This window comes from Brevibacillus sp. FSL K6-2834 (assembly GCF_038592925.1).
GTDB classification, from domain to species: domain Bacteria; phylum Bacillota; class Bacilli; order Brevibacillales; family Brevibacillaceae; genus Brevibacillus; species Brevibacillus borstelensis.
The window spans coordinates 5027501-5040564 of the sequence record NZ_CP151945.1 but is presented as its reverse complement, the minus strand read 5'-3'; the positions used below and the strand labels follow the sequence as shown (position 1 = coordinate 5040564).

Sequence of the window (13064 nt, the reverse complement as noted above, 5' to 3'; positions counted from 1 at the left end):
GCGGGAAAGGGAGAGGGGAGCAAAATGATTCGAATCGTGCGAGCAGACAAATACGATGCCAGGCGTTCCGTCGAAGCAGGGACCGAGGAACAGCGGCAAGCCGTCCAATCCATTCTGGCGGAGGTACGGAAAAAGGGCGACGAAGCTGTCCGCGCTTATACAGAGCGTTTTGACAAAGTACGATTGGAGCAGTTTCGCGTCAGCGAGTCGGAGTTGCGGGAAGCGGAGGAGCTGGTCTGTGCCGAAGTGAAAGCGGCACTGGAAGAAGCGGCGGAAAACATTCGCGACTACCACCAGCGGCAGGTCCGCCAATCCTGGTTTGCCATGAGGGACAGCGGAACGCTTCTGGGTCAGATCGTGCGGCCGTTGCAGCGAGTCGGGCTTTACGTTCCGGGCGGTACGGCTGCCTACCCTTCCAGCGTACTGATGAATGCAGTCCCGGCCAAAATCGCCGGTGTGCCCGAAGTCGTTATCACCACCCCTCCGGGTGCGGATGGAAAAGTAAATCCGGCGATTCTCGTAGCGGCGCGCATTGCCGGTGTCAACGAAATCTACAAGGTGGGCGGTGCCCAGGCCATTGCCGCCCTCACCTACGGGACGGAGCAAATCAAGCCGGCAGATAAAATTGTCGGTCCGGGCAACATTTATGTTGCACTCGCGAAGCGGGAAGTCTTTGGTCTCGTCAGCATTGACATGGTTGCCGGCCCGAGCGAGATTGTGGTACTCGCTGACGATACGGCCAATCCTCGCTATGTTGCGGCTGACCTGCTGTCACAGGCGGAGCACGATCCGATGTCGGCGGCCGTGCTGGTTACCCCGTCGCCGTCGCTGGCAGAGGCCACGGCCCGCGAATTGGAGCGGCAGCTGGAATATCTGCCCCGCCGTTCCATCGCGGAAGCGGCGTTGCGGGACTTTGGCGCGATTTTGCTCGTGCAGGACTTGGATGAAGGCTTTGCCGTCGTCAACCGATTGGCCCCCGAGCATTTGGAGCTGATGGTGGAAAACCCGTTTGACCAGTTGGGCAGGGTGGAGAACGCCGGAGCGATTTTTCTCGGGCCTTACTCATCGGAGCCGGTCGGCGATTATTTTGCAGGCACGAATCACGTCATCCCGACCAATGGTACGGCCCGCTTTTCCTCGCCGCTGTCCGTGGATGACTTTATCAAAAAATCGAGCGTCGTTTCCTACAGCAGACAGGATTTGCAGGCAAACGGCCGAAAAATCGTCGCGCTGGCTTGGCAGGAGGGCTTGCATGCCCACGGACGTGCGATCCAGGAGCGGCTTTATGATTTCGCCAAAGAAGACGGGGAGCGTGAACAGTCATGATCGAGATAATCAAGCGAAACGCGCAGATCGCGCGGACAACCAACGAAACCGATATTGCGCTGGCATTTGCGGTCGACGGGAGCGGAGAGAGCAAACAGGATTCCGGCGTGCCGTTCCTCGACCATATGCTGGACTTGTTTGCCCGGCACGGCCATTTTGACCTCACCGTCAAGGCGAAGGGAGACATCGAGATCGACTACCACCATACCGTAGAGGATATCGGCATTTGTCTCGGGCAAGCACTGCGGGAAGCGCTTGGCGACAAAAAGGGGATCAAGCGCTACGGCAACGCCTTTGTCCCGATGGACGACGCTTTGGCGCAGGTGGTCATCGATATCAGCAACCGTCCCCATCTGGAATACCGGGCTGCATATCCGTCTCCTGTCGTGGGGCAATTCCCGACGGAGCTAGTGCATGAATTTCTTTGGAAGTTTGCCCTGGAAGCGCGGATCAATCTGCACGTCATCCTGCATTATGGCCACAATACCCACCACATGATCGAAGCGATTTTCAAAGCGCTGGCGCGAGCATTGGATGAAGCGACGAGTATCGACCCGCGGGTCAAAGGAGTCCCGTCTACAAAAGGAGTTTTGTAAGATGATCGGAATCATCGACTACGGCATGGGCAATTTGTACAGCTTGGGAAAAGCGCTGGAAAGGCTCGGCTGCTCCTATGAATTTGTCTCCAGACCGGAGCGGCTAGAAGGCCTTTCGGGAGCCATCCTTCCAGGAGTCGGGGCCTTCGGGGATGCCATGAAAAACATTCGTGAGCTGGAGCTGGAAGAGGGCATTCGCTCGTACGCGGCTTCCGGACGTCCGATCCTGGGAATTTGCCTTGGCATGCAGCTTTTGTTCGAACAAAGCACAGAACACGGAGTCGCAGCAGGACTGGGACTGATTGGCGGAGAGGCCGTACGCTTTGAAGGAGATTACAAGGTGCCGCATATGGGCTGGAACCAGCTTCATATGCGAGCGGAGCATCCACTGCTCAGCGGAGTGAAAAGCGGCGATTACGTCTACTTCGTCCACTCCTACCATGTCCGGGTAAGCGATGAGAAGGTCCTGCTGGCAACGACGGAGTACCATCAGCAGGTGACAGCCATCGTCGGGCAAGATCAGGTGTACGGCATGCAATTCCACCCGGAAAAGAGCGGCGAGACGGGGATGAGGCTGCTGGCCAATTTTGCTGAACTGTGTAAGGGGGAAAAGGCATGAGTACGAGCTTTACGATCTATCCGGCTATCGATATTCGCGGCGGCAAATGCGTCCGTCTGTTTCAGGGAGACTACGCGCAGGAGACCGTTTATGCCGACTCGCCTCTGGAAATGGCCAGGGAGTGGGTGGCCCAAGGCGCTTCCTGGATTCACCTGGTTGACCTCGATGGAGCCAAGGAAGGGCTGCCGGTCAATGGAGAGCTGATCAAAACAATCGCCCGGTCTGTGAGTGTTCCTGTGCAGGTAGGCGGAGGGATTCGCACGGAAGAACAGATCAATGACTATCTGGAGGCAGGAGTTTCCCGCGTCATCCTCGGGACAGCGGCGATCGAAGACGAGCCATTTACCGAGAGGATTCTCCGACGTTACAGAGAAAAGATCGCCATCGGGCTTGACTGCAGGGGCGGCATGGTGGCGACGCGAGGCTGGCTGACGACGACCGACGTGAGTGCTACTGAACTGGCAAACCGGCTCGCCCAATACGGAGCGGAGACCTTTATTTACACGGATATCGCCCGCGATGGCACCCTCACAGGCCCGAATGTGGAGGAGATTTTCGCACTGGCCCGTGCCACTGGAAAAACAGTGATCGCCTCCGGCGGGGTGAGCGTGCTCGATGATTTGACTGCCCTGCATCGTTATGCCGGGGAAGGTGTCGGCGGGGCTATCGTCGGCAAGGCCCTGTATACGAAAGCCTTTACGCTGACCGAGGCTGTATCTTGGCTGAGGGAGTGTGAATAGCATGCTGGCCAAGCGAATCATTCCCTGCCTCGACGTCAAGGACGGACGGGTCGTCAAAGGTATACAGTTTCTCGGGCTGCGCGACGCCGGAGATCCGGTGGAGCTGGCCAAAAAGTACAGCGAGGAAGGAGCCGACGAGCTCGTTTTCCTGGACATTTCGGCCTCCCATGAAGGGCGCAAAACGATGGTGGACGTAATCGAACAGACGGCAGCCAACATTACGATCCCTTTCACGGTCGGCGGCGGGATCAACAGTGTGGACGACATGAGGCGCATTCTGCGGGCAGGAGCCGATAAAATTTCGTTGAATACGGCAGCGGTGCTGCGTCCGGAGCTGATCCGCGAGGGGGCACAGGTCTTTGGCACCCAGTGTGTGGTCGTCGCTATCGACGCACGGCAGGTCGGAGAGAACAAGTGGGAAGTGTACACCCACGGCGGACGAAATGCTGCAGGCAAGGATTTGATCGAGTGGGCGCAGGAAGCCGAGGCTCTGGGAGCGGGCGAAATTCTCTTGACCAGCATGGATGCCGACGGAGAAAAGAAAGGCTTTGACATCGAGCTGAACCGGCTTGTATCGGAAGCGGTAGGGATTCCCGTTATAGCTTCTGGAGGCGCCGGTAGTCGGGAGCATTTTTTGGAGGTGCTGACTGCAGGTAAGGCTGATGCTGCTCTGGCCGCCTCCATTTTCCACTATGAGGAGACCTCGATCCAGGCGGTAAAAGAGTATCTGCTCGCGAAAGGAGTCGACATACGACCATGACATTGACTGTAAACATCGAGGCGCTCCGTTTTGACGAAAACGGCCTGATCCCCGCCATTGTACAGGATGCCGTGAGCAAGGAAGTGCTGACGCTCGCCTACATGAACAAAGAGTCTTTGGCCAAGTCGCTGGAAACAAAGGAGACGTGGTTTTGGAGCCGTTCCCGGCAGGAGCTGTGGCACAAAGGAGCGACCTCCGGCCACACGCAGCGAATTGTTTCGATCAAATACGATTGCGATAAAGACGCCCTAGTCGTGCTGGTTGTTCCACAAGGACCGGCTTGCCACACCGGGTCGTACAGTTGTTTTGCCGGACAGTTGACAACCGTCGGAATCACGGCAAGCGATGAAGCGAGTGCCGCAACTGAAGCGAACGCAAGCACTGCAACTGAAACGGACGCAAGAGCAGCGGCTGGTTCTGGCATTGCTGCGGCAACTGAATCTAGCATTTTAGCGAAAGAAAAAATACCATCGGCTGTCTCTTCCGACCGTTTCTCCATTTTGAACGAGCTGGAGCAGTTGATCGCCTCACGCGAAGCGGAGCGCCCGGAAGGCGCCTACACCACCTATCTGTTTGAAAAAGGCGTAGACAAGATTTTGAAAAAGGTCGGCGAGGAAGCGGCCGAAGTGATCATCGCGGCGAAGAATCGCAGTCATGACGAGCTCCGTTACGAAGCGGCTGATCTCCTGTATCACCTGCTTGTGCTGCTGCGGGAACAAAAGCTTCCGCTCGACGACGTGCTGGCAGAACTGCAAAAGCGGCGGTAACGGCAATCGGGATGGTATAATGCCGATAGATTTTCGCCATTCTCATCCTGGCTAGATCGCACATTGCATGCTGTTAATTTGACGCCAGCCCTCCTATCATTGTGGTATTATTATCCAAATGGAATGCGAGGAGGAAGCTGTTTGGAAATCATTCGCAAAAACCCTGAAAATGTAGCACCTCCAATAGGCTCCTATTCACATCTGACCATTGTGCCAAGAGAGGCAGACATACTTGTGCTATCAGGGCAAGTAGGAACAGATCGGGATGGAAACCTGCCCGAAGGAGTCGAAGAACAACTTAGAAACGCTCTAAACAATGTAACCAGCATTTTGAGCAGTGAAGGCGTTACGTCAGAAGGTATACTAAAAATAAACATCTGGTTAACAGAGATGATCAATCGGGATCAGTTTACTGCCATTTGGAAAGAATTCCACGGTGGCAACCCCCCCTCTACAACGATGGCTTATGTTTCTGCTTTGGCGCAGCCCAAACTGAAGGTTGAAGTAGAGGCCTGGGCAGCCAGATGTTAAAGTGGCGGCTTATAGCCGCTTTTTTGTTTGGGGATGGATTAGCCGCTACTGTTTATTGAAAAGGGGTGAGAGGAAATGAAAGCGTTGCTAATTTTCGTCACTACCTATCTCATCATCAGCTTGCCTGATTTTTTCGGGTTTTCCTTTGCCGTTCAATGGGTACCCGGAGTTTCCGATTTATACAAAGCGTGGACCTATTTTTCAATGGGCTTGTCTGAAAAAGCTGTTCTCAAATTGATCGTTTCTGCGGCCTCAAGCGTGTTTTTCGCAGTCATCTTGAAAAGGAGATCCTGTTTGAGCAAGTGACGGTGTTTTTCCAAGCCACGCGTAATATAATCGGGATGACTATTATTTGGCATGATTGATCCGCTATAATGTAGAGGGAAAATTGCCAATCGCGGAAAAATGTAATTGTAATTAGGGTATGTTGTGTGAAGAGTATTAGGCGGCAATGAAGAGAAAGCCCCCGGACAGACAATCAGAAATAAAAGACCAGCAGACTGACAGACCGAAGACGACAGCGCCTTGCCGTCAGTTGCAAGATAATTGAGGCTCCTGTCCAGGCAGGGGCTTTTTCCATGCTGATCCAGCCGGAAAAGCATGCGGCAAACAAACGAGAGGGAGGGGACAGTGTGAGGAATCACTGCTTGTGGGCAGCCGTTTTGTTTATGTGCTTATCGTTGTTTCCTGAACCGGCGGGTGCCAGTGACAAGGTGCTTCGCGTCGCCTTCGACAAGGAGCTCCCTCCTTTTGCGTATATGGACGAAAACGGCAAGGCCAGCGGATTCAACATTGATCTGATAAAGGCCATTGCCGAAGAGAACGGCTATGAGCTGGAGTATGTGCCGCTGGAATGGGAGGACGCCCTTTCCTATCTGAAGGACGGAAAGGTGGATGTGCTTCTCGGCATCAAGTATACGAACCGCTACGATCTTGTCTTCGACTTTAGCGAATCGTTTTTTACCATGTCCGAGGTGCTTTTGGTTCCCAAGCAGGACAGTGAGATTTTTACCCTGAATCAATTGCGGGAAAAAGTCGTTGCTGTACAGCGTGGCAATGTCGGCATGGACTTGCTGGAAAGTGTCCGAAGAGTCAAAATGCTCGTATCCTTCAACCAGCGGGATGCCCTGGACAATTTGATAAGGGGAAGAGCCGATGCGTTTATCGGAAATCGCTGGACAGCGGAGTACCTTCTGGAGAAGGCGAACAAACAAGACGAGTTCGTGATGCGCTCCGGTCTGATCAATCCGACCGATTACGCCTTTGCCGTTCGGGAAGGCAATTATGAACTGCTCGACAAGATTAACGAAGGGTTGAACAAGCTCTATCGGGACGGAACCTATACCCGGCTGTACAGCCATTACTTTGAACCGTACGCAACGCATGCGACGGACCGGTATCGCAAAGTAGTGATCGGCCTTTTGGTCGTCATGGCGCTCGTGTCGATTACCTTGGTGACGATCTTTTTCTGGAACAAACGGCTAAAAGCAGAGGTGAGACGCCAGACGGCTGCACTGGCCGACGTGATGGCGTTCCAAAGGCAGGTTCTGGACAATACGGAGAGCGCGATCCTCTCCCTGGACGTTTTCGGACATATTACGCTGGTCAACCAGGTGACGCGGCGGCTGCTTTTGACAGACGATGATGCGATCGGACGGCATATCAGTGCCCTGCTTCCGCAACTGCCTGTGGAACAAGCTCTCGCGGCGGACAAGCCTTCCTTTTATGAAGGAGAGTTTCAGTTGGAACAATCTTCTGTCCGCGTCTTTCACTACTATATGGCTCCCTTTGGCAACGCTGTCTCCGAGCATGTCGGGTGGATCGTCAGCCTGCAGGATAGGACCGAGCAAAAGCGGCTGCAGGCGAGGCTGATTTCGCAGGAAAAAATGCATGCACTCGGCCAATTGGCAGCAGGGATGGCTCACGAACTGAGAAACCCGCTCACAGCGATCAAAACCTTTATCGATATGCTGCCAAAGAAGCTGGATGACGAGCGTTTTCGCTCCGAGCTGCTGCATTATGTACCGGAAGAAATGGAGCGAATGAATCGAATCCTGGAGGACCTGCTGGACTACTCCCGTTCCAAGCCGTTGGAAATAGAGGAGACGGACCTCAAAATGCTGGTGGATTCTGTCCTGGGGCTGTTTGCAAAACGGGCGGTAAACGAGCAAGTCGAAATGCATATTGAAGTGCCTCAGGGAATCAAGGTATGCCTCGACCGCAGAAGGCTGAAACAAGTGCTGATCAACTTGATGATAAATGCGCTGGAAGCCATGTCGACAAGTTCCGTAAAACGGCTTCATATCAAGGCTCGGGAAAGTGCGGACGGCGTGGAGCTGACGGTCAGCGATACGGGAGAAGGGATGAGTGCGGAACAGCTGCCCCATTTGTTTGAACCCTTTTTTACGACCAAGACGCAAGGGATCGGTCTGGGACTGTATGTCAGCGACAAAATCATGCGGGAACACGGAGGCCGGATTGATGTCAGCAGTACAAAAGGAGAGGGCACGACGTTCACCCTGTTTTTTCAGTAGGGAATAGAAGGAGGACAGCCATGACACGCTTGCTGATTGTGGACGACGAACCGGCAATCTGCGCCTCTCTGTCGTTTGCGTTAGAGGATGATTTCGATGTATTTACAGCCAAGGACGAGCAGACGGCACTCGCTGCCCTTGAGCAAGAGGAGATCGACTGTGTGCTGCTCGATCTCAATCTCGGCTCTACCAGCGGACTGGAGCTGCTTCCGAAGCTAAAAAAACTGCGTCCGGACCTGACGGTTATCATGATGACTGCCTTTGGAACGATTGAATCGTCTGTAGCGGCGATGAAAGCGGGGGCGTACCACTACCTGACCAAGCCGCTTCATCTGGACGAGGTGAAGCTCTTGATAAACAAAGCGCTGGAATTTCAAAAGCTGCACAAGAGGGTAAAGGTATTGAGCGCCGCTGTCAAGCAGCAGCAGTCCTACGCCGGGATGATCGGGAAGAGCCAGCAAATGCAGCGAATTTATCAGTTGATTGAAAAGGTCAAGGACATTCCCTCAAATATCCTGATCACAGGAGAAAGCGGGACGGGCAAAGAGCTGGTTGCCAGGGCCATTCACTATCAGGGGGTTCGGAGCCAAGCTGCGTTCTCCGTAATAAACTGCGCCGCGATACCCGAGACTTTGCTGGAGAGCGAGTTATTCGGGTATGCAAAAGGGGCGTTTACCGGGGCTGTGCAGCAAAAAACCGGGCTGTTTGAGCGTTCGCACGGAGGCACGGTCTTTCTCGATGAGATCGGGGAGATGCCGCTTGCTCTGCAAGCCAAGCTGCTGCGGGTCATTCAGGAGCGCACCGTGACTCCCTTGGGCAGTTATTCTACAAAAGAGATAGATATCCGTCTCATCGCGGCGACCAATCGGAATTTGGAAGAGGAAGTGGCCAAGGGTACCTTTCGCGAGGATTTGTACTACCGTCTGAATGTGATTCCAATCCGTACCCCTGCGTTGCGTGAACGGCCGGAGGATGTGCCTCTCCTGGTTGACTATTTTCTCGATCTTTATGCAGCCAACATGGGCAGGGAAAAGAAAGAATGCAGCCCGGATGTAAAAAAGAAGCTGTTCGCCTATTCATTTCCGGGCAACGTGAGGGAACTGGCCAATATTATCGAATATGCGGTAGCCCTCTCCGCGGGAGAGATCATTACCATGGAAGACTTGCCCGCTTCCCTGGTCAGCCAGCCGACAGAAAAACGCCTTTTTCCGAAGAGTCAGGAGGGCGTATTCGTGCCGGCGAATGCGACACTGGAGGAGGCCGAGCGGCTGGTAATTCTGCACACCCTGGAAAAGAACGGCGGACATCGCAAAAAGACAGCCGATCAGCTTGGGATTAGTGAGCGGGGATTGCGTCAAAAACTCAAGCAATATCTCGAGTCGTAAATAATCGCTGGCCCCATAACCGGAAAAAAATTCCGCCCGATTCGGACATTTTTTCCGGTTTTTCTCTTTTGTCGCCGAAGCGGAACGGCAAAAAGCGTCATTTTCGTGTAATCATGATGTGGCACGGCTCTTGCTTTATTTTGTTGTAAACGGTTTCAAAAAAGAAAAGGGGGAATCACAATGTTGAAGAAAATGCTCACGATCTTATCATCCACGCTGCTTGTCCTTACTGTCGCAGCTTGTGGAAACCAATCCGCGCCTTCGACCGGATCTGGCGGAGAAGCTTCAGGAGGAGGCGGTGGGGGAGCCGAGCAGAAGTTCCTCACAATCGCTACCGGCGGAAGCTCGGGGCCTTACTACACCATTGGCGGCGCCATGTCGAAAATCTACAAGGAGAAGCTGGGCTACAATGCGTCCGTCCAATCTACCGGCGCCTCTGTTGAAAACATCAATCTGTTGAAGACGAAAAAGGCCGATCTTGCCTTTGTCATGTCAGACGTTACTTCCTTTGCATACGAAGGACAAGAAAACTTCAAGGAAAGCGGCGCTATCAAGGACTTGCGAGCAATGGCCGGTCTGTACCTGAACTACGTGCAGGTCGTTACGTTGAAAGACCGCAATATTAAATCGATTGCCGACCTGAAAGGCAAACGCGTCGGTGTAGGGGCACCCAACTCCGGTGTCGAAGTGAACGCCCGCATGGTGCTGGCTGGTCACGGTATTACCTACAACGACATCAAGGCGGACTACCTGTCTTACGCCGAGGCGATCGAGCAGTTGAAAAACAACGCCATTGACGCAGCATTCGTAACGTCCGGACTGCCGAACTCTACCGTGATCGATCTGATGACGACCAAAGACGTGGAGATTGTCCCGATCAAAAAAGAAGATGTCGACAAGATGGCGGAAAAATTCCCGTTCTTCGTTTCTGCGGAAATCCCGGCAGGTCTCTATAAAAACGATCAGCCTGTCCAAACAGCCGCAATTCGCAACATCATGCTCGTTCGGAGCGACTTTTCCGATGAACAGGTGTACAAGCTGACCAAAGCCTTCTTTGAAAATATCGATGCATTAAAAGAGGCGCACAACGCAGCCAAGGACATTGACGTAAAAGAAGCGGGCAAGAACCTCGTGGTACCGCTCCATCCGGGTGCAGAAAAATACTATAAGGAAGTTGGCGCTCTCAACTAATCGATGTAATCGCACGACCTGATAAAAAGGGAGGAGACATCATGAAGAAATGGATATTCAGGCTGCTTCTCCTCTTTGTGGGCCTCACGGCGCTGGGGCCCCAACCCTTTTTATTTCTAAACGATTTTCACCAGCAAGAGACAATCGGCGCAGTGCCTCTTGGAATGACCGATCAATTTGAAGTGGAGTGGGTGCATTCTGTCGAGCTTACTCCTTGGAGAGAGACGTACAGCGTGCATTGGCTGTATGGGATGGAGCTGGCAGAGACCTCCTTTCGTTCCTTCGGAGCAGGAGTTCCCACAGAGTTTGCAGATGCGAAAGTGACTGTTCAAGACGGCTGGATCAAGGTATCCGATCTGCATGATCGACGCGAGTCCATTCTCTATTTGATTACCCGGGACGATTACGTATTGCGAGTCAGTGGTCAACAGTGGAAATTATCCGATGTATTGCCATTGGGTACGTCGTTGGAGCTTTCCGTCAAGTGGTTTCCTTGGTGGTACCGGTTTGTATACAAGCTTGAAAAGAAAGGGAGTGACGAGTAGATGAGTGCTTCGAACCAGATGCTTACGGATGAAGAAGTGCGCCAAAATGAAAGCAAGGCGCAGGCTATCTTGCAGGAGTACGACAAGGAAGCGGGTTATCGGGTTTTTGACAAAAAGTGGATAGGCCTGCTCGTTTCTGTCATTGCCATCTGCTTTGCCCTCTATCATCTCTACGCTGCCTATGCCATCCCATTTGTAACGCTAAAGCACCGTTCTCTCCATGTGGCGGTTGTACTTTGCCTGATCTATCTGTTATATCCGGGGTGGAAGAAAGCGTCGCGCAAAAAGCTGTCTCTTTTGGATGTCGTTTTGGCGCTAGCCTCGCTGGGAACGGCAGGCTATATATTTATTTATTATCTCGATATCGTCAATCGAGGCGGCATCCCTTCGACGCTTGACGTGACTTTTGCGACCATCACCTGCCTGCTTGTCCTGGAGGCTTCGCGCCGAGTGGCAGGGTGGGAGCTTACAGCGATGGCCAGCATTTTTGTCGCGTATGCGTATCTGGGCCCGTATTTGCCGGGAGACTTTGCGCATCGAGGCTATACGTTTAGCGACATCTTCAACTATATGTATGTCACCACTGAAGGTATTTTTGGCGATGCTACGGCCGTTTCTGCTTCCTTCATTATCCTCTTTATTATTTTCGGCGCCTTCTTGTCCAAATCAGGCATGGGGACGCTGTTTAATGATCTGTCGCTCGCGCTGGCGGGAAGCAGCAAGGGCGGACCTGCCAAGGTAGGAGTCATCGCCAGTGCGGTACACGGCTCGATCAACGGCTCGGCAGTAGCCAGTGTTGTCACTACCGGATCGTTTACCATCCCGATGATGAAACGTGTCGGCTACAAGCCGGATTTTGCAGCAGGTGTTGAGGCGACTGCAGCCGTTGGCGGACAGATATTGCCTCCGATCATGGGGGCGGCTGCTTTTATTATGGCGGAGACACTCGGTGTTCCATACATTACGATTGCCGTCGCCGCATTGATACCGGCGATCATGTACTATTTCGGTCTGCTGGTACAGGTTCATCTCCGGGCTGACCGCGACAATTTGCAAGGGCTGACCAAGGAAGAGCTCCCCAAAGTAAAGGACGTTTTGAAAGAACGGGGGCACTTGCTGCTGCCTTTGATTCTGCTAGTCCTCCTGTTGATGATGGGGTATACGCCAACTCTTGTCGCTGTGGCTACCATTATAGCTACGATTGTAATTGCTGCGCTTCGTCCTTCCAGCCGCATGGGCTTTCGCGATGTTTTGCAAGCGCTGGAAACCGGCGTGAGGGACACGCTGGGGGTAGCAGCGGCGTGCGCCGCCGTCGGAATTACGGTTGGTGTCTTCAGCTTGACTGGTTTAGGTTTGAAGCTGGCTAATATCATTTTGATGATGGGATCAGGCAGTTTGTTTATGACACTGCTGTTTACCATGATCGCTTCCATTATTCTCGGACTGGGGCTGCCGTCTATCCCTTGCTACATCATTACCGCTACTATGGCGGCACCGGCCCTTTCCACCTTTGGGGTCGATCCTTTGGCAGCGCATTTGTTTGTCTTCTACTTTGGTGCGATTGCCAATTTGACGCCCCCGATTGCCCTGGCAGCCTTTGCCGGAGCTGGTATCGCCGGTTCAGATCCACAGCGGACCGGATGGATTTCGTGTAAGCTGGCGTTGGCCGGATTTATTGTTCCGTTTATCTTTATTTACAAGCCTGGCTTGTTGATTCTTGAATCCAGTGTTGCTGATATTGCCTTTGCAGCCTTGGCTACGCTGCTGGCTGTTTTGGCATTGGCCGCAGCAACGGAAGGGTTCCTCTTTGCCAAAATGAATTGGATTTTCCGTTTGGCTTTGATTGCGGCCGGGATTTTGCTGATCTTCCCCGAAGCGATCCTGATGGGAAGCGGACTTGGTATCATGATAGCGATCAGTGTGCTTCAGTTTATGAAAAAGAGAAATGGTATAAAGACGATTGAGGTATAGGGAGTTAGTATAAGAAAGAGAGGGAAAGGTGATCCCTCTCTTTTTTGTCTGCCTTATTTTTATAGTAGGAATGCATTTGTTCACGTTCTTTTTTCAATT

12 protein-coding genes are annotated in these 13064 nt (G+C 53.0%); all 12 read left to right on the top strand.

Annotated elements, in window-relative coordinates; genetic code table 11:
- Window positions 1–24: 24 nt before the first annotated feature.
- The 12 genes from hisD (at window position 25) to NST96_RS24450 (ending at window position 12965) form a co-directional block, all read left to right on the top strand.
- On the top strand, window positions 25–1326 hold the full coding sequence (gene hisD / locus NST96_RS24505; protein WP_227278151.1) for a histidinol dehydrogenase: 1302 nt from the start codon (window positions 25–27) through the stop codon (window positions 1324–1326).
- Window positions 1323–1922, top strand: coding sequence for an imidazoleglycerol-phosphate dehydratase HisB (gene hisB, locus NST96_RS24500; RefSeq protein WP_003388245.1), 600 nt, complete (start codon window positions 1323–1325; stop codon window positions 1920–1922). The genes hisD and hisB overlap by 4 nt, the downstream gene beginning before the upstream one ends.
- A 1-nt stretch (window position 1923) precedes the next feature.
- On the top strand, window positions 1924–2541 hold the full coding sequence (hisH, locus tag NST96_RS24495) for an imidazole glycerol phosphate synthase subunit HisH (protein WP_003388244.1): 618 nt from the start codon (window positions 1924–1926) through the stop codon (window positions 2539–2541).
- Window positions 2538–3281 (top strand): 1-(5-phosphoribosyl)-5-[(5-phosphoribosylamino)methylideneamino]imidazole-4-carboxamide isomerase, encoded by a 744-nt coding sequence (gene hisA, locus NST96_RS24490; RefSeq protein WP_003388242.1) that lies wholly within the window; start codon window positions 2538–2540, stop codon window positions 3279–3281. Before hisH ends, hisA begins: the two co-directional genes overlap by 4 nt.
- A 1-nt stretch (window position 3282) precedes the next feature.
- Window positions 3283–4041, top strand: coding sequence for an imidazole glycerol phosphate synthase subunit HisF (hisF, locus tag NST96_RS24485; protein ID WP_003388240.1), 759 nt, complete (start codon window positions 3283–3285; stop codon window positions 4039–4041).
- Window positions 4038–4808 carry a bifunctional phosphoribosyl-AMP cyclohydrolase/phosphoribosyl-ATP diphosphatase HisIE gene (hisIE, locus tag NST96_RS24480; RefSeq protein WP_039070233.1) on the top strand — a complete coding sequence of 257 codons (771 nt, stop codon included), beginning with the start codon at window positions 4038–4040 and terminating at the stop codon, window positions 4806–4808. The genes hisF and hisIE overlap by 4 nt, the downstream gene beginning before the upstream one ends.
- Before the next feature lie 141 nt (window positions 4809–4949).
- Complete coding sequence (locus tag NST96_RS24475) at window positions 4950–5339, top strand: RidA family protein (RefSeq protein ID WP_003388238.1); 390 nt, start codon at window positions 4950–4952, stop codon at window positions 5337–5339.
- A gap of 578 nt (window positions 5340–5917) precedes the next feature.
- Window positions 5918–7873 carry a transporter substrate-binding domain-containing protein gene (locus NST96_RS24470; protein ID WP_003388236.1) on the top strand — a complete coding sequence of 652 codons (1956 nt, stop codon included), beginning with the start codon at window positions 5918–5920 and terminating at the stop codon, window positions 7871–7873.
- 20 nt (window positions 7874–7893) lie between these two features.
- Entirely contained in the window at window positions 7894–9258 is a 1365-nt protein-coding gene (locus tag NST96_RS24465) for a sigma-54 dependent transcriptional regulator (RefSeq protein WP_227278152.1), read from the top strand.
- A 180-nt stretch (window positions 9259–9438) separates the two neighbouring features.
- Window positions 9439–10449, top strand: coding sequence for a TAXI family TRAP transporter solute-binding subunit (locus NST96_RS24460; protein WP_307723557.1), 1011 nt, complete (start codon window positions 9439–9441; stop codon window positions 10447–10449).
- Between the two features lie 41 nt (window positions 10450–10490).
- On the top strand, window positions 10491–10994 hold the full coding sequence (locus NST96_RS24455; RefSeq protein WP_003388233.1) for a DUF1850 domain-containing protein: 504 nt from the start codon (window positions 10491–10493) through the stop codon (window positions 10992–10994).
- Window positions 10995–12965 carry a TRAP transporter permease gene (locus NST96_RS24450; RefSeq protein ID WP_171506915.1) on the top strand — a complete coding sequence of 657 codons (1971 nt, stop codon included), beginning with the start codon at window positions 10995–10997 and terminating at the stop codon, window positions 12963–12965.
- Window positions 12966–13064 lie beyond the last annotated feature (99 nt).

Coding starts and splice junctions, on each gene's coding strand:
- hisD (WP_227278151.1), top strand. CDS start 25: ATGATTCGAATCGTGCGAGCAGACAAATACGATGCCAGGCGTTCCGTC.
- hisB (WP_003388245.1), top strand. CDS start 1,323: ATGATCGAGATAATCAAGCGAAACGCGCAGATCGCGCGGACAACCAAC.
- hisH (WP_003388244.1), top strand. CDS start 1,924: ATGATCGGAATCATCGACTACGGCATGGGCAATTTGTACAGCTTGGGA.
- hisA (WP_003388242.1), top strand. CDS start 2,538: ATGAGTACGAGCTTTACGATCTATCCGGCTATCGATATTCGCGGCGGC.
- hisF (WP_003388240.1), top strand. CDS start 3,283: ATGCTGGCCAAGCGAATCATTCCCTGCCTCGACGTCAAGGACGGACGG.
- hisIE (WP_039070233.1), top strand. CDS start 4,038: ATGACATTGACTGTAAACATCGAGGCGCTCCGTTTTGACGAAAACGGC.
- NST96_RS24470 (WP_003388236.1), top strand. CDS start 5,918: ATGCTGATCCAGCCGGAAAAGCATGCGGCAAACAAACGAGAGGGAGGG.
- NST96_RS24465 (WP_227278152.1), top strand. CDS start 7,894: ATGACACGCTTGCTGATTGTGGACGACGAACCGGCAATCTGCGCCTCT.
- NST96_RS24460 (WP_307723557.1), top strand. CDS start 9,439: ATGTTGAAGAAAATGCTCACGATCTTATCATCCACGCTGCTTGTCCTT.
- NST96_RS24455 (WP_003388233.1), top strand. CDS start 10,491: ATGAAGAAATGGATATTCAGGCTGCTTCTCCTCTTTGTGGGCCTCACG.
- NST96_RS24450 (WP_171506915.1), top strand. CDS start 10,995: ATGAGTGCTTCGAACCAGATGCTTACGGATGAAGAAGTGCGCCAAAAT.